Raw genomic sequence first — 21,894 nt, 5'->3', positions numbered from 1 at the left:
CTGTTGTCCTTCCTCTGAGTATCTTTCACGGTCGTGCCGGGGTCGCGGCGGCCGGACTGTGGCGTTCACGCGCGTAGCGCAGCGAAATCACCGGCAGGCTCACGCCGATAAAGAAAAACATCCCCGACACCGCGGTCAATGTGTTGATGAAAATCATCATCGAAAAAATCGCCACGGCCACGCCGACGCCGGAGATCGCCAGCAAGTCGGTTGGGTGCTGACGGCTCGCCCGCCAGGCGCGCCACAGCAGCATGACGATGCCGGTGGTGTAGAGCAGCGTGCCGGGCCACCCCATCACGTAGGGCACTTCCATCAGGCCGCTGTCGAAATTGAGCATCGCCTGCGCGCCGGTGTCGTCGGACAGCTTGCTGCCGAGGCCGGTCGTGCCCAGCCCCTGGCCGGCGATATCCGTGAGCGCCGACGACATGAACGATTTGTAGAACTCCGCGCGCGCCTGGTAGCTGTCGTCCTGACCGAGGTTCTGGATCGTGCTCAAGCGCTGCATCACCGGTTCGGCAACCTGATCGATCATCATCAGCGGTGCGGCCACCACGGCCAGCGCCAGTACGCCGGCCAGCAGCCGCGCCCGGCTTTTGCCGTCGAGCATCGCGAACGAGTACAGCAGTGCGATCGCGAAGCCGCCCCACGTGCTGCGCGCGCCGGTGAGCAGCAGCACCGGAATCCCCACGCAGCCGAGCAGGATGCGTGCTTTACCGCGCGCGGCGAGCGACACCAGCAGGATCGTCATGAGCGTGACCGCGAACGGTCCGCATGAATTCATCGTGCTGCTCACGCGCATGCCGAACGGCACCGGCTGCCCCTCCGAAAGCATCTTCGAGGAGATCAGCCAGAATGCGTCCCACGGCATCGGCGAGACGAACTCGATCAGGCCGTACACACTCATCAGGAGTCCGCCATAAACGAAGGTCTTCAGCAGAACCCGGTGATAGGCGGGGTAATGGCGCCACGTGACGGTGAGGTAGAACGCCACCATCACGGGATACAGCCAGTTGATCAGCGTAAACGTCGCCGCCGCCGGACCCACCTGCGCCATGCCGACCACGAAGGCATAGAGCAGCGCGATCACGATCAGCACCAGCGGCGCCGCGCGGCGTTGCCCGAACAACCTGACGTGCTTGAGCAAGGTGAGGCCGGTGAGCGCAACGGCGAGCAGCGTCGCCACCATGATCGGGCTCTGCTGATTGAACGAACCGTTGACGAAGTCCGCGAGGCGCCGCACTTCCGGCGTCAGAAAAAACAGCCAGCAGACGAAGCCGATGTAGTGCGCGGGCGAGCGCCAATACAGCACCAACGCCACGCCGAAGGCGCCGAGCGGAAAGAAATATTCGACCAGCCTGCCCTGATGCAGCAGGATCAAGCCTAAGGTCGCGGCAAACAGGAGCAACGGCAACAGGACCGGGTAACGCAAGCCTTTAGCCTGCGGGCGCGCTGCCCGGGAAGGCGCGACCGGCATCCCGGGTGCGAACGCCCCACCCGCAAGCGCACGCGGGTTGCCCGGCGATGTCGATAGTCGAACCTGAGTGGAAGGTGTGATCAGCACTCGCGCCATCACAGAAGCTCGAACGTATTGACCTGGGCCGCGCCATCGCGCTCGCGGCGCCGCATGCCGAAGAGCGTCTGGCTGGCACGCACCTGACGCGTCAGACCGATGAACGGCACGCCATGTTCGAGGTACGGCCCTTCGGACTTGCGAAAGCCGAACTGCTCATAGAAGTCGCGCAAGCCGAGCGGTGCGCTGACCCGCGCGGCGTGTCCCGGCCAACGCTCCGCGATCGCCTGCAGCACCCGTTCGATCAACATCTCAGCCGTGCCGTCACCGCGCCGCAGTGGGCTCGTCAGCACCTTGTCGATGGTGATTTCCGGATCTTCGGCGTCGCCGGGTTGCAGGCGTGCATAGGCCAGGATCGGCATGGGCCGCGCCACGTCCTCGACCGCGAAGAGGTGAAGCGCACTCTCGTCGTGGCCATCGGCATCAAGACAGACGTGCGATTGCTCGACCACGAAGACCGCGCTGCGCGCCCGCAAGATCAGGTACAACTCGCGCGCCGAGAGCTGTTCGAATTCCAGCGTTTTCCAGTTCATCACGTTCCCCAGCGGTAAATAAGTTCAGCGAGCGCGGCAACGCTCAGCGCCCTCGATGGCCTGGCTCGACACGCCGGCCTGTTGTCATGGCTACACGGTACGTCCGCGAAACGCGTGTTTCCGTGCGCCATCGCACTGACGCTGGGCTTTGACAATTCTTAAATACGAGGCGTCGGGACATGGTGTAGCAAGGAGCCGCCAAAACGGCTTCAGGGCACCGTGAAAGCGCGGCAGGCATGCGCGCCGAACCGCCGCTAGACGCGCCGCGATGACCCCGCGCCGCGATAAACACCAAAAACGAAGACTTCTGTTCGTTTTACGTCAGCAACCTTCAAGAGACCGTTGACCACCAAGGGGGCAACTCAAGATGAAAACCGCACTGCGCCGCATCCTTTCCGAATCAGCCCGTCTCGACGTCTCGCCGGACACTCTGGCCGACGACGCCGACCTATACGCCGCGGGCTTGTCCTCGCTCGCGACCGTGCATCTGATGCTCGCCATCGAAGATGAATTCGGCATTGAAATTCCGGACCGCATGCTCACGCGCCGGCTGTTCTCGAGCATCGATTCAATGGCCGCCGCGGTCGCCGAACTGCAACAGGCGAAGGCGGCAGCATGAACGCCCCGCTGCTGGACACCGCCGCGATAGCGGCGCCGCTCGCCGATGCTGCTGCGAAGCAAGCCGCCGCAGGCGTCGTGCTGAGCGCGGTGGAAACCGAACCCGCCTGGCGCGCCGCGGCGCAACGCTGCGCGGCTGTCGCCACACAGTTCGCCGATGCGGTGGACCGCGAAGCGCGCTTTCCCCGCGAAGCCTTCGAGGCGCTCAAGCGCGAACGTTTGTTGTCGGCGATGGTGCCGGCCGCCTTCGGCGGCGCGGGGCTTTCGCTCGCGGATGTCGCCGCGATCTGCGAAACACTCGCGCAGGGCTGCGCCTCCACCGCGATGGTGTACGCGATGCATCAGATTCAGGTGGCCTGCATCGAGGCGTACGGCAGCGAGTCGGCGTGGCACCGGCAGTTGCTCGCGCAGCTGGTTGAACATCAATGGCTGCTGGCTTCGGCGACGTCTGAAGAGACCATCGGCGGCAATATGCGCACCAGCGCCTGCTCGGTCGAACTCGACGCACTCGACGGTCAGCCCGGCACGCAGCGCTTTCGCATCGAAAAGCTCGCGCCGACGATTTCGTACGGCGCGCACGCCGACGGCATTCTGGTCACCGCGCGCCGCACCGCAGAATCGGCCGCGGCCGACCAGGTGCTGATCGTGGCGCTACGTGAAGCCACACAACTGGAAAAGCGCGGCGGCTGGGATTCGATGGGCATGCGCGGCACCTGCAGCGAGGGCTTCCGGCTCGTCGCTACGGGTCTTGCCGAACAGATCCTGCCGACGCCCTTCGCCGAGATCGCCGATCAGACCATGCTGCCGGTCTCGCACACGCTGTGGGCCGCGGTATGGACCGGCGTGGCCAGCGACGCCGTGAATCGCGCGAAAGCCTTCTTCCGCGCGCAGGCCCGCTCGAAACCTGGTGCGATTCCGCCGGCCGGCTTGCGGCTCGCCGAGGCGGTCGGCCTGCTACAGATGATGCAGGCGCGCCTGTCGGTCGCGCTCGAAGCGGCGCGCACCGCGCATCACGCGAAACACGGCGGCTGCCAGGCCGATGCGCCGCTGTCGGCCTTGCTCGGTTTCGCCTCCGACATGAATACGCTGAAGACCAGCATCTCGACCACCGCCCTGCAAGTCGTGCAGGAAGTGCTGATGATCTGCGGCATGGCGGGTTACAAGAACGGCACGGAATACAGCGTGGGACGGCATCTGCGCGACCTGTACTCCGCGCCGCTGATGATCAACAACGATCGTATTGCGCAGAACACGGCGAGCCTGTTGCTCGCGCAGCGTCCTGCCGCCCCGGGGAGAGCCTGACATGAACACGATGACCGATACCGCCGCACTGGCCGCTGCAACGGCTGCCGCCGCTCAGGAAAGCGCGGCGCCGAATTTCCGCGACGAACTGCTGGCAGCGGGCCTCCTGATCGATACCGGCGAAAACGGCCTGTACGGCCGCAGCCAGATTTTCGAAGACGTAGTGGAACGTCTGAACGTGGCGATCACGCATCTGGGCGCGGACCAGCAGCCGGAAGTGCTGCGCTTTCCGCCGGCGATGCGCCGCACCGATTTCGAAGACAGCGAATATCTGAAGAGCTTTCCGAATCTCGCCGGCACGATCCACTCGTTCTGCGGCAACGATATGGGCCACCAGCGCCTGTTGCGCGCGCTCGACGACGCGATGACCGAAAGCGACGACGATCGCAGCGACGAATGGATGGCGCAACAGAAGCCGACCCGCGTGGTGCTGACACCGGCCGCCTGTTATCCGATCTATCCGGTGGTGGCGCGGCGCGGTCCGCTGCCCGCCGACGGCCGCACCATCGACGTACTGTCGTACTGCTTCCGCCACGAACCCTCGCTCGATCCGGGCCGCATGCAGATGTTCCGGCAGCGCGAATACGTGCGCCTCGGCAGCGCCGACCAGGTGATGGCGTTCCGGCAGATGTGGGTCGAACGCGGCTCGCTGCTGATCACGCTGCTGCAACTGCCCGTGGAAGTGGATCTCGCCAACGATCCGTTCTTCGGCCGCGGCGGCAAGATCGTCGCCGATAGTCAGCGTGCTCAGGCGCTCAAGTTCGAACTGCTGATTCCGGTGGCCGATCCGCGCGGCAAGACGGCGTGCCTGTCGTTCAACTATCACATGGAACACTTCGGCGCGATCTGGAAAATCGCCTGCGAAGACGGCGCGGTGGCGCATACGGGTTGCGTCGGCTTCGGCATGGAACGCATCACGCTCGCGCTGTTCCGCCATCATGGGCTCGATGTGAACGCATGGCCGGACGATGTGCGCGCGCTGTTGTGGGGCGACACGGCGGCGCGCGTCGCGCAGGGCATGCAGACCATGCAGCCGGCTGCCGCGATCGCTGCTGAGAGCGCTGCACAGAGCGCCGGAGAGAGCGCATGAATCCCTCCCTGATCCCCATGCCGAAGGGCGTGCCATCCGCCTTCGCGTTGCCGCGCAGGCTCGATCTGCCGGCTCAGGGCGGTGTGGCCGCGCCCACGGTGGCGCTGCGCCAGCACGCGCCGCATGCGTTGCACCAGGGCGAGCGCGTGTGGCAGGAGACCAACTGCTACGTCGACCTGTGGATCGAACTGCTGCACGGCTTCGGGCTCGATCCGCGCGCGGCGCTCGGCTTTACCGTCACGCAGGACTTCGAAGGCGATCAGTTCACCTTCTTCAAGTTCCCGCTAGAAGATCTCGAACGGCTTTACGGCACCCAGGTGCAGGAACTGGCGATCTACGACTCGCTCGAAGCCCGCGTGCTCGCCCAGACCTCGCGCGGCCACACGGTGCTGGTGGAAGTGGACGGCTATTACCTGCCGAATACGCGTGCCACGTCGTATCGGCGCGAGCATCCGAAGACCACCGTGGGCATCGACTTCATCGATCCGCCCGCGCGCCGCCTCGGCTATTTCCACAACACCGGCTATCACCTGCTCGACGGAGAAGACTACGACGGCGTGTTTCGCAAGCTGCCGCAATTCGCGCAGCAGCCCGATCTGCTGTTTCCGTATGTCGAATTCGCCAAGCAGTCGCGGCCCGCGCTGGAAGGCACCGCGCTCGCCGAAGCATCGGCGGAATTGTTGTGCGCGCATCTAGGCCGACGACCGCTGATCAATCCGATCTCGCAGTGGCGGGCCGCGTTTCCGGCGCATCTGGACACCTTGCTCGAACGCGGCGAGGCGTTCTTCCATCCGTACTCGTTCAACCTGATGCGGCAGCTCGGCGCGAACTTCGAGTTTCTCTCGAAGTATCTGCTGTGGCTCTGCGCACAAGGCTTCGAGATGCCGGCGTCGATTCCGGCGGCGGCGCAGCGGATCGCGTCGGAGTCGATGGTGATGCAGTTCCGGCTCGTGCGGGCGATTGCACGCGGGCGCCGCGATGCGTGTGAAGACTGTTTCGACGTGCTCGAAAGCGCCTACGAAAATACGCTGCCTCCGCTTGCCGCGCTTGTACTGTGACGAGCTCGCTTCGAGCTTCAGGAAAACGCCGTGGATGCACTGACGACTGACCCGGTATCGGATGAAGGCGGGCCGCTTGTGCCCGCTGCCTCGCCCAAGGCCATCTATCAAGACCTTTGGCCACAACAGCTCGATGCCGGCTGGCAGTGCGTCAGCACGCCGGCCGGTGCATGCGCATCACCCGCCGAGCTGCCCGCCGAGGGCTGGCTCGCCGCGCAAGTCCCCGGCACGGTGGCGAGCGCGCGGCGTGCCGCGGGTCTCTTTGACATTGCGAATCCCCCGCCGCTCGCCTTCGACGATCACTGGTACCGGCTCACACTGACCGGCACGGGCAAACGCCGCTTGCGCCTGCACGGCCTCGCCACGCTCGCCGAAGTCTGGCTCGACGGCATCAGGCTTCTGGAGTCGGATTCGATGTTCGTCGCGCACGATCTCGACATCGAACTGCACGGCAGCGCAACGCTCGCGCTGTGTTTTCGCTCGCTGACACCCGCGCTGGCGGCAAAACGTTCACGCGCCCGCTGGCGGCCGCGGCTCGTTACACCGTCCACCTTGCGCAACGTTCGCACCACCCTGCTCGGCCATATGCCCGGCTGGTGTCCATCGGTGCAGGCAGTCGGCCCGTGGCGCCCAATTGAATTGTCAAGCGACGCGCAGCACGCCTTCGATACGATCGATCTGACCAGCCGTCTCGAAGACGACGACGGCGTTGTTTCGCTCACGCTACATTTCGTTCATCCGCAAGACGTCAACGGATGCGCTGCCTCGTTGAATTGCGGTGGCTTTGTTTCGTCTTTGCAATGGCGCGATGCATATGCACTGACCGGCAACGTGCGCGTGCCGCACGCTAAACGATGGTGGCCACACACGCACGGCGAGCCCACTTTATATCCTCTGACGTTGCAACTCGGTGACGATGCCGCGATGTCCCATTCGTTGGGATCGATCGGCTTTCGCAGCATCGAAGTGGATCGCGGCGCGGACGGCGTGGGCTTCGCGTTGCGCGTAAATGGCACGCCGGTGTTCTGCCGCGGCGCCTGCTGGACCAGCGCGGATCTCGTCACGCTTACCGGTACCGAGGCGCAATTGCGCCACGCTTTCGCGCTGGCCCGCGATGCGGGCATGAACATGCTGCGGGTAGGCGGCACGATGGTGTACGAGTCTGACGCGTTCTACGCGCTGGCTGACGAATACGGCCTGCTCATCTGGCAAGACTTCGCGCTGGCGAATTTCGACTACCCCAACGATGCCGCCTTCAGTGCCGCCATCGAGCGCGAAGCCACGCAATTTCTGACCCGCACGCGGCGCTTCGCAGCGCTCGCGGTGCTATGCGGCGGCAGCGAAGTCGACCAGCAGGCGGCCATGTTCGGCCTGCCCGCTTCGATGCGCGCGCAACCGCTTTTTACCGAGTGCTTACCGGCTATCGCCGCGCGCGAGCGGCCGGATGTCCCGTATGTGAGCAACTCGCCCTCGGGCGGCGCATGGCCGTTTTCGACTAACGAGGGCATCACGCATTACTACGGCGTGGGCGCCTATCAACGCCCGCTCGACGACGTGCGCCGTGCGCAGGTCCGGTTTGCCGCCGAATGTCTGGCGTTCGCCAACGTGCCCGACGACGCCACCTTGCACGACGCGCCCGGCACGATCCATTCGCACGATCCGCGCTGGAAAGCGGCGGTCCCGCGCGACCCCGGCGCCGGCTGGGATTTCGACGACGTACGCGACCATTATCTGCAGACGGTCTACGGCATCGAGCCGGCCAGATTGCGCTACGAAGACCCGGAGCGCTATCTGGATCTCTCGCGGGCGGTGGTCGCCGACCTGATGAGCGACGTGTTCGCCGAATGGCGGCGCAGCGGCTCGACCTGCGGCGGTGCGCTGGTCTGGCAGCTTCAGGATCTGCGCCCCGGCGCGGGCTGGGGGCTCATTGATGCCACTGGACGGCCTAAGAGCGCCCTCCACGGGCTCGCGGCAACGCTCCAACCCATCCAGCTGGTCATGACCGACGAAGGCCTCAACGGCCTTGATATTCATCTGGTGAACGAACGTGCCGAGCCCTTGCTCGCGCAGCTGGAGCTGGTCTGCCTGCGCGACGGCAGCGTCAAGGTGGCGTCGGCCAGCCGCGCGGTGGAACTGGCGCCGCATAGCACACAGCGGATCGGCGCGGCCGAGTGCCTCGGGCAGTTCTTCGATTTCACCCACGCCTACCGCTTCGGCCCGCGCGCCCACGATGTCACGATTGCGACGCTGCGCGATCCGGCAAGCGGCCGGATCATTTCAGAAGCCGTTCATCTGCCGGAGCGGCGCGCGGGCGAGCGTCACGACCTCGGTCTGACGGTCAGCCGCGAGCGCACCGCCGACGGCTGGCAGCTGGTCATCGAAGCAAAGCGCTTCGCACGCTTCGTTCATATCATTGACGCGCATTACCGCGCCGCGCACGACTGGTTCCATCTGCCGCCGAACCGCCCCTGCATCGTGCCGCTCATCCCTGTCGAAAAATTCGTTGCGCATGCATCTAATGCGGCGTTTAAAGCAGACGCAACATGCGTGGCGCCCGCCGGCGAAGTCCGCGCGATCAATGCGATATCCGCCACCTTCTACGGCTGACTGTCGTCCCTGAACTAGGCCTCCCTTCGCAAGCCGCGTAAAACCTCGCGCTGCGCGAATCCACCTGTCTGGTCTGTGGAATCAGTGTTGGTTTTTTTGCGACTTCCCCGCCCTTCAAAATCGATACTCCGTACGCGAGCACACGCAACGTATGGAACACATCTGAATCAATTCAGACACATCCCGGACGGCCCCCGATAACGCACCCACAACGGCTATTTCATCCGTGAGACACCCACCGCAAAGAGGTGCTCATCACCCGCTAAGCCAATCCGATCAATGACTTGGCTCAAATAAAAAGCCTCTTCGAAGAGCGCCCGCGTCAACCAGGCGTTGTGCAGAATTGAAACAAAAAGCCACGTTTGGCTTCGCGCGCTGCTAAGGCTTTGTTCGCTGCGCCGCACCAGCACTCGTTTTCCCTATGGCTGGCACGCTCCTCGCTAAAGAGAAAGCGCAACATCGCGTCGCCGCAACGAGATCTACAAGAACGGCGGTGGCGCATCAGGCCAATACGGGGCCGTTCCTGTTCATCCCTCGCTGCTCGCCAGGCAGCAAAGTTGTTAATTCAGGGATGCAGGCATCGGATCAAAAACACGAAGCCACGCAGCGCGCGGCTTCAGCGAGGACCGATCATGTTGACACTTCAATCAGATTTGCACGGCAACCATTTGCTCGGCGCATTGCCGTCCCACGAATGGCAAGCACTTGCTCCCCATCTCGAACTGGTTCATCTGCGCACCGAGCAACTGCTGTGCGATTCAGGTCAACGGATCCATCACGTCTACTTCCCGACCACTGCGATCATCTCGATGCTCTCGACGATGGAAGACGGCAGCTCGGTCGAAATCGCCGCGGTCGGCCGCGAAGGCATGACCGGCGTGCCGGTGCTCACGGGCGGCGAAACCATGCCGAACCGCGTGCAGGTGCAATGCGCCGGCTTCGCGTACCGGATGAGCGCACAGGCACTCAAACAGCAATTCGCACGCTCTGACTTTCTGCGCCGCCTGATGCTGCTGTATATGCACGCCCTGCTCACGCAAGTCGCGCAAACCGCGGCCTGCAATCGCCACCACGCATTGAACAAGCAACTGTGCCGCTGGTTGCTGATCGAAGTGGATCGCGTGGCATCGAACGATTTGACGGTCACCCAGCAACTGATCGCCGACATGCTCGGCGTGCGCCGCGAAGGCATCACCGAAGCGGCCGGCAAGTTGCACGACGAAGGTCTGATTCATCACAGCCGCGGCCACATCAAGATCCTCGATCGCAAAGGTCTGGAAGCGCGCGCCTGCGAATGCTACGGCCTCGTGAAGCGCGAATTCGACCGCCTGCTGCCGCGTCTGCGCCAGGCTGAAACCGTCGAGTAAGCAGCCGCCCCCAAGGCTGCATCGTTCGAATACAGGGTAGATCATCATGTTCAGGAATACTGCGCGATGCCTCGACGCACTCTTTGTGATTGCGGGCGGGCTGCTCGCTCACGGGATGCGTTTCTCGGCGCCGATGGCATTGTCGGACACCGAGCGCCTCCTGATCGCGTTTAACTGCGTGCTCGTGTTGTTGATGTTTCCCGGCTTTGGCGTCTATGAAACGTGGCGCGGCAAGGCGCTGCCTTCGATGCTGGCGAGAGTGGCCGCCGCGTGGCTGGTGGTGGTCGCCACCGCCCTCTTGCTGGCGTTCACCCTGCATCGCATGGATGCGGTTTCGCGGCTGTGGTTCGGTTACTCCACGCTGATCTCCGGCGCGCTCATCATCGTCACCAAGTGTCTCGTGCACGTGGCGCTGCGCAGCGTGCGCCGGCGCGGCATGAACTTTCGCACGGTCGCGATCGTCGGTGCGCCCGGCTTCTCGCGCACCCTGCTCGCGCATCTCGACCATGCGCCGCAAGCGGGCTTCAAACCGGTCTGCGTGTTCGACACCAGCATCGAAGCAGCCGGCACGTATGGCGCGCGTCTCAAGCGCTTGCCGGTGCTGACCGATCTGGATGCGTTCGCGGCCAAGGTGCGCGAGGAGCACGTGAACGAAGTGTGGCTCGCGTTGCCGCTTTCGGAAGAGCATGCGATTTATCGCTTCCAGCGCATCTTCCGGCATGACTTCGTGAACCTGCGCTTCATCCCCGATGTGCGCAGCCTCTCGCTCTTCAACCACGCGCTGGTGGATGTCGTCGGTTTACCGACGCTCAATCTGAGCGCGACGCCGCTCTCGTCACCGCAGATGTGGCCCAAGCTGATCTTCGACCGCCTGTTCGCGGCGGCCGCGCTGCTCATGCTCGCGCCCGTGTTCGTCGCGCTCGCGATCGGCATCAAGCTGAGCTCGCCGGGGCCGGTGTTCTTCCGTCAGACCCGCAAGGGCGTGGACGGCCAGCCGTTCGCGATCTACAAGTTCCGTTCGATGACCGTGCACCACGAAGCGCACGGCCAGCTCACGCAGGCCGCGCGCAACGACGCGCGCGTGACGAAACTCGGCGGCTTCATGCGCCGCACCAGTCTCGACGAACTGCCGCAATTTCTGAACGTGCTGCTCGGCCAGATGTCGGTGGTCGGTCCGCGTCCGCATGCGGTCGAACACGACGATCTCTACAAGGATCAGGTGTACGGCTATATGAACCGCTACCGCATCAAGCCGGGCATTACCGGCTGGGCCCAGGTAAACGGTTATCGCGGCGCCACCACCAAGGTCGAAAAGATGGAAACGCGCGTCAAGTTCGATCTCTTCTACATCCATAACTGGTCGTTCTGGTTCGACATGAAGATCGTGTTCATCACGATTTTCAAGGGCTTCATCAACCGCAACGCATTTTGACCATGCCACTCCGGGAACCCTTCGTGAAAGTCTCCGTGATCGTGCCGACTTACCGGCGCACCGCCGATCTCGCACGCTGCCTCGCGGCACTCGAGGCGCAGGAGCGCCGCGCCGACGAAGTGATCGTGATCGCACGCCACGACGATTACGCGACGCTCGACTGGCTGCGCACGCGCGAAGCGAGCCGGCCGGACCCGCGCCGCTGGGTCGTGCTGGTACAGCAGCCGGGCGTGGTCGCGGCCTACAACCTCGGCGTGGACAGTGCGAGCGGCGACGTGCTCTGCTTCACCGACGACGACGCCGCGCCGCATCCCGACTGGATCGCGCGGATCGCCCGCGCGTTCGAAAGCGATGCGGCACTCGGCGGCCTCGGCGGACGCGACATCGTGCACGAACGCAATGGCATCCTGCAGGGACAAAAGCCGCGGGTGGGCCTCGTGCGCTGGTATGGCCGGACCATCGGCAATCACCATATCGGCCACGGCGCGGCACGCGAAGTGCAGGTGCTCAAGGGCGTCAACATGGCGTTTCGCCGCGAGGCGATCGGCACGCTGCGCTTCGACTCGCGCTTACGCGGCACCGGCGCGCAGGTTCACTGCGAGATGGCCTTCAGTCTGGACGTGCAACGGCGCGGCTGGACCCTGATTTACGACCCGTCGCTGCTAGTGGAGCATTTCCCGGCCCCGCGCAGCGACGAAGACCAGCGCTTCACATTTAACGACGCGGCTTTCTATAACGCGTCATTCAATCTCCGACTCATCATGTGCGAATACCTGACGCCACCCGGCCGATGGGCGTTCGTCGTGTACTCGACGTTGATCGGCGATCGTGCGGACCCGGGGTTCCTGCGCGCATTGTCATTGGCATTCGAACGCGGCGGCGTGGCACTTGCGCTTCGCAAATGGCGAGTCGGTTTACGCGCGATGCGCGGGGCATGGCAGGAGGCGGCACGCTGACAGATCAGTGCGCCGCTTCACGCGAGGGACCACCAAATGACTATCAAAACAATTGCCGCAGGGCTCGCGGCTGCATCTCTATGCGCCTGTTCACTGGCGCCTGGACCGTATCTGGACACCGACCGGCTGCAGCCGCCTGCTCCGCCGGAGCGGACGGCCGATAAATTTCCGGTACACGCGATCGACGTCGGCTATTTTCGCCAGCAGCGCGCGGCCGCGGTACCGGCCGTGTGCCCGCTGTCGTGCCTGACGGCGGCGACACGCGGTGCTTACGATTACCGGCTCGGCATCGGCGACCAGTTGAGCATCATCGTCTGGGATCACCCGGAACTGACCGGCGGCGGCGCGGGCGTGGCGGTGCCGCCGTTGCCCACCGCCGGCGGCACCACGCCGTCACCGGGCCCCACGCAGACTCAAGGCGCGACACCGATCGCGCCGACGCTGTCGGGCGGCGGAGAAGGCGGACTGACCGTGCGTGTCGCCAACAACGGCACGATCTTCTTTCCGCGCGTGGGCCGTATCAAGGTGGTCGGCATGAGCGCGCAGCAGGTTCAGGAAGCGCTGACGAAGGGACTCTCGAGGACGATTCGCAACCCTCAGCTCGACGTGCGCGTGTCGGGTTTCAACAGCCAGTCGGTGCAGGTGACCGGCAATCTGCGCACACCCGCCTCCGAAGCGATCACCGACGCGCCGCTGACCGTGCTCGACGCGATCAATCGCGCGGGCGGCGCATTGCCCGACGCGGATCTGCAGAACGTGGGCGTGACCCGCGACGGCAAGCGCTACACCGTCGACGTCGCCGCGCTGCTCGAAACCGGCGATCCGCAGCAGAACGTGCTGCTGAAGGACGGCGACATCATCGACGTGCCGGACCGCGCGAATAGTCGCGTGTTCGTGCTGGGCGAAGTCAACAAACCGACTTCGCTGCCGATGAACCGCGGCCGCCTGACCCTCGCCGATGCGCTGACCGGCGCCGGCAGCCTCGACGTCAAGACCGGCGACCCGCGTTTCGTCTACGTGGTGCGCGGCGCCGACAAGACGCTCACGCCCGACGTCTATCAACTCGACATGACCCAGGTCGATGCGCTGATGCTGATGACTAAATTCGAGCTTCAGCCAAAGGACGTGGTGTACGTGCAGGTCTCGAGCGCAGCACGCTTTAACCGCGCACTCGAACAGATCTCGCCGACCCTGCAGGACCTGTTCTACACGGTCCAACTGTCCAGATAAATCGCACGCAACGGAGTATCACTATGAGTACGTACGACATGCTGGACCACGGACCAGCGCCGAGCAGCGACGAAGATGCGGTGATGCGCGACTTGCTGCGCATGATCATGGATCAGATCTGGTGGGTGATCGGCATTGCCGGTTGCGTGATTCTCGCCGCGGTGATCTATACGAAGCTCGCCACGCCGGTCTATTCCGCCGACGCCCTGCTTCAGGTCGACCCGCAGAGCAACACCGGCTCGCAAAGCCAGAGTGCGGCAGTGTCATTGATGCCGTCGATCGGCCCGATGCGCACCGACGCGGAAATCGAAATCATCAAGAGCCGCGCGGTGGTCGAGCCGGTGGTCGAGCAGTTCAAGCTGAACTTCAGCACGGCTGCGAAAACCATCCCGGTGCTCGGCAAGATCTCTTCGTGGTTCGCGCGTCCGGGTCATCCGCTCGGCGCCGCGTTCGGAATGAATTCGTACGCGTGGGGCGGCGAGCAATTCGAGGTCGAGTCGATCACCGTGCCGAAATCGATGGAAGGCGTGCGTCTGACACTGCACGTGCTCGAATATGGCCGCTATGAATTGACCGATGCGTTCGGGCAGCAGGTTCTCACCGGCGTAGCGGGTCAGGAAGCCCACGGCAACGACGTCACGCTGTTCGTCAAGACCCTGGTGGCCCGCCCCGGCACCGAGTTCTACGTGACGCGCTTCAACCAGCTGGATGCGGTCGCGGCGCTCTCGTCCGGCTTGCAGGTCGGTGAAAAAGGCCGCGACACCGGCGTCGTGCAACTGTCGTACATGGGCACCGATCCACACGCGATCACCGCGATCACCAACGCGGTGGCGGCGTCGTATCTGGCGCAACGCACCGAACGCGCGCAGGAAGAAGCGAGCCACATGCTGAGCTTCCTGAACAGTGAATTGCCGCGTCTGCGCGCAGAAGTGAAAAAGACCGAGACCGCGTTGTCGGAGTATCAGTCGACGACCGGTTCGTTCCAGCCGACTCAGGAGGCAGGGGTTTATCTTGCCGGCGGTCTTGACTACGAGAAGCAGATCGCGACACTGCGCATCCAGCGCGCGCAGTTGCTGCAGCGCTTTACGGAAGAAAGTCCTGAAGTGCTGCAGGTGGACTCGCAACTGGCGGCGATGTCGCGCGAAAAAGCCCGCTTCGAAGATCACTTCAGCACGCTGCCGAGTTCGGAACGCGACGCCCTGGCGTTGCAGCGCGATGCGAAGGTCGCCGAAGAAATTTATGTGACGTTGCTGAACAAAACCCAGGAGCTGTCGATTTCGCGTGCCGGCACGATCGGCAACGTGCATATCATCGACCAGGCCTTGTTGCCGTCCCAGCCGGTGCGGCCCAAGTCGGCACTGATCATTTCGGCGGGCACGCTGCTCGGCATCATCGCCGGTGTGTTGTTCGCGTTCTGCCGCCGCACGTTCTTTACCGGCGTGGCCGATCCCGAGTTCGTCGAACGGCGCTTTCAGTTGCCGATCTTCGGCTCGATCACCTTCAGCCCGGAACAGGCACGCAGCGACCGCCAGTTGAGCGCCATGCGCAGCGCCGCCCTGCCCGCTCCCAGGTCGACGCCGACGGAAGTGCCGGTGGGCTCGTCGGGCGGCATGCGCCAGCTTCGATCGGGTTCGGCGGTCCACCAGGGCAGCGTGCCGGTTGGCACTCAAACCGTCATTGCGTCGGGCAGAGCGCCGATGCGGCCGCTGCTGGTGAAGACCCATCCGTACGATTCGACGGTGGAAGGTCTGCGCGGGCTGCGCGCGACGCTGCAATTCGGCTTGATCGACGCGCCCAACCGCATCGTGGCGATCACGAGCCCGGCGCCCTCGGACGGGAAAAGCTTCCTGTGCGCGAACCTCGCGGCCTTGATTGCGGAATCGGGCAAACGCGTCCTGCTGATCGATGCCGATCTGCGGCGCGGCCGCCTCGCGCAGTATCTCGGCCGCTCGCCCCATGGCGGTTTGACCGAGCTGCTGACGGGTCAGGTCGATCTTGAAGTGGCGGCTCGCGCGACGGGCGTGGAGGGTTTGCACTTCATCGCGGCGGGTGCTTATCCGCCGAATCCGTCCGAAATTCTGACCTCGTCGCGCTTCGGCGAAATCCTTGCGCGCTTCGAGCAGGAGTTCGATCTGGTGATCGTTGATACGCCGCCGCTGCTGGCGGTGGCCGATGCGGCGGTGATCGCGCATATCGCCGGCTCGACGGTGCTGGTGATGCGCTCCGGCGCTCACACGGAAGGTCACGTGGCCGAAGCGCTGAAGAAACTGCGGCGCGCGCGGGCCCGGGTGGTGGGCGGCGTGATGAACGCGGTGCCGCTCAAGGCCCACAACAAGAACGGCACGTATGACTACGCGTATGCGTACACCTACTCCGCCGGCGATCCGCTCGATACGCGCGAAACACGATAGATTGGCTTAAAAGCTGTTCGACGAAGCAGGCTGCACCGGATCGAGGTGCAGCCTTTTTTTATGTGCTGGCGGACGGGTTCGTGCGTAGGGACGTTGGCGCGCGATGCATGCGTATCGAACAGGAGCGGGACTGACGCGACAAGCGCCAACGCCGGTGGCTTGGCATGCAAGCCGCCGGCGAGGCGTGAACGGAACGAGGAAACAGTGCTGCAATACAGCTGCCAGTCAACCGGGTGGCCGACGCTTCTTGCCACGCTCTTGCCACGCTCTTGCGAGGCTAGTGGCGAATGGCGGATGGCCAGAACCAGACGACCCGCACAGCGCACAGCACAAGGCCGGCGCCGCGCAGTTTTTACAGAAACACGCTGACGTCAGTATGAAAACGCACGGCCAGCGCCTTCGCCACCTTTTTGCTGATGGCGCGCCGGCCCGCGAGAATATCGCTCACCACGGTGGGCGATGCGATACCAATCAGGTCCTTCTGCTTGAGCCCGTGCGTCTCCAGCAGATGCCGCAACACCTCGCGCGGCTCCGCTTTCGGGATGATCACGTTGCTCGCTTCCCAGCTTTCGATCAGGTCGGTGACAATCGCGAACAGATCGGCCAGCGGATCTTCCCCCTTGCCGTTGAGATGATCGGCGAGCGAGTTCGCGAGCCGCACCATCGACTGATAGTTCTGCTCGTTGCGAATGGGCGTGATGGGTAGCTGGGTTTGCAGCGCAGCCCAGGTTTGGGCAATGTCGGGAAAGGCTCCCGGAAGCCGATCGGCATTCATGAGTTTAGATTCTTCCTCGTCCAAAGGTCGTATTCCGCATGCGTCAAGACATGACGAACGAACAACGACTGCCTGTTGTAGTGTATCGCCGCGATGATCCGAAACCGGTTGCCGCCTACATCGAAAACGGTGTATTGCGGCGGCACATAATCCACCCCGGAGAACGTCTGCTTCAGGTCGTTATAGCCATACGCGAGGCAAGCCTGCGCCAGTGAGTACCACCTCAACAACGCACTGCGCGCCTCCGGATGTCTCTTTATAAAGTCCAGCAACGCCTTCTTTGAATGACCCGCATCTTATGTCCTCGCATGTACAGACGCGCTAATCAAGCACGCTCTACCTGCAAGGCTAATGGGATGGGATCGAGACCGATAGCTGGCCGGACGGCATTGACCGAACAGCCCGCAACCGCTTACTACCGTACGACAACGTCATTTTATTCGCGTATTGCGAAGTTCGCAGTACGCGAATAAAGAGACAGGCGATGGCGCTCCGAGGCGCCTTCGCTAAAGCAGGCCACCCACTATCGCGCTGCACGCGGACGCCCACGCATCAGCGCCCCCAGTTGCCTCTCTGTGCGCGTTCGACGGGCCATGCAAGATCCTCGGTGGCCAGATCGGGTTCGATCCGCTCCGCCGCCGCCACCCGCAAACGCCAGCCCGAAGCTGCGATCGTGCGCGTCACTTCAGCCATGAAGGCGCGCCGGAAAACCGCCGCCGAAAACCGCTCGGCGTTCGCGCGGCATGCCGCCGCTGTGATCTGTGCACCCTGCCGCTCGAAGCGGTCGATCGCGTCGAGCATCGACACGACCGTTTGGCGTGCGAAATACACCCCGGTAGGACGCGCCTCGCCGATCGGCACGACCGTTTCGAGCGCCCCGCCCTTACCGAAAGCGATGACCGGCGTACCGCACGCCTGCGCTTCGAGCGCGACGATGCCGAAGTCTTCTTCGGCGGCGAACACGAAGGCGCGCGCGCGTTGCAGATGATCCTTGAGAACCTTGAATGGCTGATAGCCGAGGATCGTCACGTTCGGACCGGCCTTGGCGCGAATCGCCGCCATCTCCGGACCGTCGCCGATCACGATCAGCTTGCGATGCGGCGTCGCCGTGAAGGTTTCGACGATCAGATCGATGCGCTTGTACGGCACCATGCGCGAGGCAGTCAGATAGAAGTCGTCCTTGTGCGTGCACAGGTCGAACTTGTGCACGTCGACGGGAGGCGAAATCACCGCCGCCTCGCGCCTGTACGTTTTCATCACGCGCCGCGCGACGAATTGTGAATTCGCGATCAGCCGGTCCACGCTGTTGGCCGAGTGCGAATCCCAGCCGCGCAGATAATGGAGCAACGCACGCACGGCCCACGACTTCGGCCCGCGTGTCAGATTCGCGTCGCGCAAATACTGGTGTTGCAGATCCCACGCGTAGCGCATCGGCGAATGCACGTAGCTCACGTGCGTCTGATCGGGGCCGACCAGCACGCCCTTGGCGACCGCATAGGAGCTGGTGATGACGAGGTCGTAGCCGGAGAGATCGAACTGCTCGATCGCGAGTGGCATCAACGGCAGATACGCGCGATAGCGGCGCCGCGCAAACGGCAGGTGTTGAATGAACGACGTCGTGACAGGCTTGCCGCCCACCGGCCGGCGGTCTTCGAGGAAATCGACGAGACTGAAAAGATCGGCATCGGGAAAGCACTCGATGATCTGTTCGAGCACTTTCTCGGCACCGCCTGGTGCGACGAGCCAGTCGTGCACGATCGCCACTTTCATGATCTCCCCGCCTATTGATAAACGCCTTTTGGCCTTAGCAACGAGTGTAGGTGCCGCATCATTTACTGTGCGTGCGTATGCCCACATTCGAGGCGCGACAGTCCGCGAATAATGAAGACTCGCCATTCGCCTCCTGCGAACGGCGCGTTCAATCACAACGCCAGACATCGCACTCTATGCGCCCGACGCTCGACGCTTCTCCTCTCAGCCATTCTTTGCCACGCGTTCAGCCGACCCTGATCGATGCATCCGCGGCGCCCGTATCATCGGTGTCGACAGCCATCTCGGCAACGCTCTCGCCGGCGAAGCCAAGCGTGCTCTTTGTCGACCAGAGCGGCCAGCTCGGCGGCGCTGAATTCGCGCTTCTGCAACTGGCGGCAAGCTGCACTGCGCGGAGCGAAGTCGTGCTGCTCTCGGACGGTCCCTTCCGCGCGCGCCTCGAAGCGCTCGGTGCACGCGTGCAGGTGCTTAATGATGCGCGGGTGTCGGGCATCGTTCGGCAAGCGTCCGGGTTGAACTGTTTGCGCGTGGTGCCTGGCATCGTGCGCCAGGTGCGCTCGATCGCGGCGCTCGCGCGAGCGTTCGACGTGCTGTTTCTCAACACGCAAAAAGCACTTGTGCTGGGTGCGCTTGGCAAACCGCTGCATCGCAAACCAGTAATCTGGTATCAGCACGACATCCTCACACGCGAGCATTTCGGTCGCGTGCAGTTGAGCGTCATCAAGTGGCTGGTGCGCTTCGCCGTCGATCACGTGGTAGCGAATTCGCAGGCGTCGAAGCAATCGTTGATCGCGTTGACCGGCGTCGCGGCCGACTCGGTGCCGGTCATCTATAACGGTATCGACGCCGGCGCGTTCCAGCGTATCGACGGCAGTGACATGGCCGCGCTGCGCCGGCGCCTGGGCTTGCCCGAGCATGCGTGGCTCGCGGGTCTGTTCGGCCGCCTCGCGTCGTGGAAGGGTCAGCACATTGCGCTCGAGGCCATGGCCCGGCTGCCCGACGTGCACCTGGTGCTGGTCGGTGCGCCGCTATTCGGCGAAGACGTCTACGCACAAGGTCTGCACGAACAGGCGGAGAGATTGGGTGTCGCGGATCGCGTGCATTTCGCAGGCTTTCAGGACGACGTGCCCGCATGGATGAAAGCGATGGATGTGATCCTGCACACGTCGACCGAGCCGGAGCCGTTCGGTCGCGTGATTGTCGAAGGCATGGCGGCGGCGCGGCCGGTGATCGCCGCGGCCGCGGGCGGCGTGCCCGAGATCGTGCGGCATCGGCGCAATGGCTGGCTGGTGAAACCGGCAGACGTGGCCGCGTTGGCCGAGGCGATCGGCACCTTGCGCGCCGACCCGGCGCTAGCGCGGCGCCTCGCGGATCAGGGGCTTGCCGATGCGCAAACCGAGTTCTCGGTGGAGCAGTATTTGCAGCGGATGACGCAGGCGATCGGACAAGCGGCGCGCTAGTGCGGATCGGCACCGGTTCGATGCAGGCGCGCGCCTCGCTGAAGCGAGGCGCGCTCACACTCTAAAGAAGCGCGCCGATCAGCCCTTGCTATATTCGATCGTTTCGACGCCCGTATCCGTGCCGAGCATGCACAGATTCGCGCCGCGGCCCGCGAACAGACCCACCGTCACCACGCCCGGCCATGCATTGACATGCATTTCCAGCGTGCGCGGGTCGCTGATACGCAGACCCTTGACGTCGATGATCTCGTTGCCGTTATCGGTGATGAACGGCACGCCTTCTTTGGTCACGCGCACCACCGGCACGCCGCCGAGCGCCGTCACGCGGCGGCCGATCGCGGTACGCGCCATCGGCACGACTTCGATCGGCAGCGGGAAGTTGCCGAGCGTGTCGACCAGCTTGCTCGCATCGGCGATGCAGACGAACACGTCCGACACCGACGCGACGATTTTCTCGCGCGTCAGCGCGCCGCCGCCGCCCTTGATCATCGCGCCGCCGTGGTCGATCTCATCGGCGCCATCCACATACACCGGCAGCGAATCGATTTCGTTCAGGTCGAGCACCTTGAAACCATGCGATTGCAGACGCGCGGTGGTGGCGAGCGAACTCGACACGGCGCCGCGATAGCGGGTCCTGGTGGCAGCCAGCGCGTCGATGAAACAGTTCGCGGTGGAGCCGGTGCCGACGCCGATCACGGAGCCTTCCGGCACGTTGGCGTTCACATAGTCGGCGGCGGCCTGGCCGACCAGTTGCTTGAGTTCGTCTTGGGTCATGGGGAATGCTGGCGAGCAGTGAAAACGACAAGTTTACCGGAGTGGCGAGGGAGTGCCGGATTTGCCGGACACGGCGGCCGGCAAAAGTGCTCGCCATGGGTGCTTACTTCTTCTTCACCGACCGCTGACGCACCGCTTCAAACAGACACACGCCGCTCGCCACCGACACATTCAAACTCTCGACCGTCCCCGCCATCGGAATCTGCATGACTACGTCGCAGGTATCGCGCGTGAGGCGGCGCATGCCCTCGCCTTCGGCGCCCATCACGAGTGCGACCGGACCGTCGAGTTCGGTCTCGTAGAGGCTCTTGGTGGCTTCGCCGGCGGTTCCGACCACCCACACGCCCGCGTCCTTCAGCTCACGCAGCGCGCGCGCCAGATTCGTGACGGTGATGTACGGCACGGTGTCGGCTGCGCCGCTTGCCACCTTCGCGGCCGTCGCGTTCAAACCCACCGCGCGGTCACGCGGCACGATCACCGCATGCGCGCCGGCCGCATCGGCCACGCGCAGGCAGGCGCCGAGATTGTGCGGATCGGTCACACCGTCCAGCACCAGAATCAACGGCGAACCGTTGATACCGTCGAGCAATTCGGCCAGGTTCTGCGCGAGCGGCATGTCGGTCGCACGCGCGACCACGCCCTGGTGGCGCTCGGTATGCGCGAGACCCCACAGACGCGTTTCGTCAGCTGCGATCAGACGCACGCCGGCTTCTTTCGCCGCGTGCAGGAATTCGGTCATGCGACGGTCTTTGCGCGTGGCGTCGTAATACACCTCTTCGACCGTCGACGCGTCGTGCCGCATACGCGCGGTCACTGCATGGAAACCGTATAGAACCTTGAGACGTGACATGACTGACAAACCTTTGATTGAGCGCGCCTTGAACGCGTGCTGCTGTGATGAATACGAACCTGCTTACTGCGCTGCTAACTCGTGTTGCCTG

At 64.0% G+C, this 21,894-nt stretch carries 18 protein-coding genes; 11 read left to right on the top strand and 7 right to left on the bottom strand.

The window, feature by feature from the left end:
- Window positions 1-25: 25 nt before the first annotated feature.
- Together PQR53_RS10385 and PQR53_RS10380 are read right to left on the bottom strand one after the other, a co-directional pair.
- Window positions 26-1,570, bottom strand: a complete 1,545-nt coding sequence (locus tag PQR53_RS10385; RefSeq protein WP_408452776.1) for an O-antigen ligase family protein — start codon at window positions 1,568-1,570, stop codon at window positions 26-28.
- Complete coding sequence (locus PQR53_RS10380) at window positions 1,570-2,103, bottom strand: GNAT family N-acetyltransferase (RefSeq protein WP_408452773.1); 534 nt, start codon at window positions 2,101-2,103, stop codon at window positions 1,570-1,572. The genes PQR53_RS10385 and PQR53_RS10380 overlap by 1 nt, the downstream gene beginning before the upstream one ends.
- Window positions 2,104-2,470: 367 nt before the next feature.
- Here PQR53_RS10380 and PQR53_RS10375 point away from each other — a divergent pair, with 367 nt between their 5' ends.
- The 10 genes from PQR53_RS10375 (at window position 2,471) to PQR53_RS10330 (ending at window position 16,174) form a co-directional block, all read left to right on the top strand.
- Window positions 2,471-2,722, top strand: a complete 252-nt coding sequence (locus tag PQR53_RS10375) for an acyl carrier protein (RefSeq protein ID WP_408452770.1) — start codon at window positions 2,471-2,473, stop codon at window positions 2,720-2,722.
- Complete coding sequence (locus tag PQR53_RS10370) at window positions 2,719-4,023, top strand: acyl-CoA dehydrogenase family protein (RefSeq protein ID WP_408452767.1); 1,305 nt, start codon at window positions 2,719-2,721, stop codon at window positions 4,021-4,023. Before PQR53_RS10375 ends, PQR53_RS10370 begins: the two co-directional genes overlap by 4 nt.
- Before the next feature lies 1 nt (window position 4,024).
- On the top strand, window positions 4,025-5,113 hold the full coding sequence (locus PQR53_RS10365) for an amino acid--[acyl-carrier-protein] ligase (protein ID WP_408452765.1): 1,089 nt from the start codon (window positions 4,025-4,027) through the stop codon (window positions 5,111-5,113).
- Window positions 5,110-6,171: a DUF1839 family protein gene (locus PQR53_RS10360; protein WP_408452763.1), complete on the top strand. Its 1,062-nt coding sequence runs from the start codon at window positions 5,110-5,112 to the stop codon at window positions 6,169-6,171. Before PQR53_RS10365 ends, PQR53_RS10360 begins: the two co-directional genes overlap by 4 nt.
- Window positions 6,172-6,201: 30 nt before the next feature.
- Window positions 6,202-8,778, top strand: coding sequence for a glycosyl hydrolase 2 galactose-binding domain-containing protein (locus PQR53_RS10355; protein WP_408452761.1), 2,577 nt, complete (start codon window positions 6,202-6,204; stop codon window positions 8,776-8,778).
- 632 nt (window positions 8,779-9,410) lie between these two features.
- A complete protein-coding gene (locus tag PQR53_RS10350) occupies window positions 9,411-10,145 on the top strand; it encodes a Crp/Fnr family transcriptional regulator (RefSeq protein WP_028198151.1) in 735 nt (244 codons plus the stop codon).
- A 46-nt stretch (window positions 10,146-10,191) separates the two neighbouring features.
- A complete protein-coding gene (locus PQR53_RS10345) occupies window positions 10,192-11,577 on the top strand; it encodes an undecaprenyl-phosphate glucose phosphotransferase (protein ID WP_408452759.1) in 1,386 nt (461 codons plus the stop codon).
- A gap of 2 nt (window positions 11,578-11,579) precedes the next feature.
- Entirely contained in the window at window positions 11,580-12,533 is a 954-nt protein-coding gene (locus PQR53_RS10340) for a glycosyltransferase family 2 protein (RefSeq protein WP_408452757.1), read from the top strand.
- A 36-nt stretch (window positions 12,534-12,569) separates the two neighbouring features.
- A complete protein-coding gene (locus PQR53_RS10335; protein WP_408452755.1) occupies window positions 12,570-13,763 on the top strand; it encodes a polysaccharide biosynthesis/export family protein in 1,194 nt (397 codons plus the stop codon).
- A gap of 23 nt (window positions 13,764-13,786) precedes the next feature.
- The gene (locus PQR53_RS10330; protein WP_408452754.1) at window positions 13,787-16,174 is read left to right on the top strand and encodes a polysaccharide biosynthesis tyrosine autokinase; all 2,388 of its coding nucleotides are present in this window, start codon (window positions 13,787-13,789) and stop codon (window positions 16,172-16,174) included.
- 352 nt (window positions 16,175-16,526) lie between these two features.
- Here PQR53_RS10330 and PQR53_RS10325 read toward each other — a convergent pair whose 3' ends face one another.
- From PQR53_RS10325 to PQR53_RS10315, 3 genes are all read right to left on the bottom strand, one after another.
- Window positions 16,527-16,949 (bottom strand): helix-turn-helix domain-containing protein, encoded by a 423-nt coding sequence (locus PQR53_RS10325; RefSeq protein WP_408452752.1) that lies wholly within the window; start codon window positions 16,947-16,949, stop codon window positions 16,527-16,529.
- Window positions 16,946-17,176: a type II toxin-antitoxin system HigB family toxin gene (locus PQR53_RS10320; protein ID WP_408452842.1), complete on the bottom strand. Its 231-nt coding sequence runs from the start codon at window positions 17,174-17,176 to the stop codon at window positions 16,946-16,948. The genes PQR53_RS10325 and PQR53_RS10320 overlap by 4 nt, the downstream gene beginning before the upstream one ends.
- Before the next feature lie 325 nt (window positions 17,177-17,501).
- Window positions 17,502-18,845: a glycosyltransferase family 4 protein gene (locus PQR53_RS10315; protein WP_408452750.1), complete on the bottom strand. Its 1,344-nt coding sequence runs from the start codon at window positions 18,843-18,845 to the stop codon at window positions 17,502-17,504.
- A gap of 143 nt (window positions 18,846-18,988) precedes the next feature.
- On the opposite strand from PQR53_RS10315, the gene PQR53_RS10310 reads away from it, so the two are divergent.
- Window positions 18,989-20,179 (top strand): glycosyltransferase family 4 protein, encoded by a 1,191-nt coding sequence (locus PQR53_RS10310; protein ID WP_408452748.1) that lies wholly within the window; start codon window positions 18,989-18,991, stop codon window positions 20,177-20,179.
- A gap of 78 nt (window positions 20,180-20,257) precedes the next feature.
- Here PQR53_RS10310 and rpiA read toward each other — a convergent pair whose 3' ends face one another.
- Window positions 20,258-20,953 (bottom strand): ribose-5-phosphate isomerase RpiA, encoded by a 696-nt coding sequence (gene rpiA, locus PQR53_RS10305; RefSeq protein WP_408452746.1) that lies wholly within the window; start codon window positions 20,951-20,953, stop codon window positions 20,258-20,260.
- A 103-nt stretch (window positions 20,954-21,056) separates the two neighbouring features.
- A complete protein-coding gene (gene rlmB / locus PQR53_RS10300) occupies window positions 21,057-21,803 on the bottom strand; it encodes a 23S rRNA (guanosine(2251)-2'-O)-methyltransferase RlmB (RefSeq protein WP_179731241.1) in 747 nt (248 codons plus the stop codon).
- Window positions 21,804-21,894 lie beyond the last annotated feature (91 nt).

The sequence above is a fragment of the Paraburkholderia fungorum genome, assembly GCF_046027605.1.
Taxonomy (GTDB): Bacteria; Pseudomonadota; Gammaproteobacteria; order Burkholderiales; family Burkholderiaceae; genus Paraburkholderia; species Paraburkholderia fungorum_F.
Note: the sequence above shows the minus strand (reverse complement) of the source record. Positions and strands in the feature narration are given on the sequence as shown.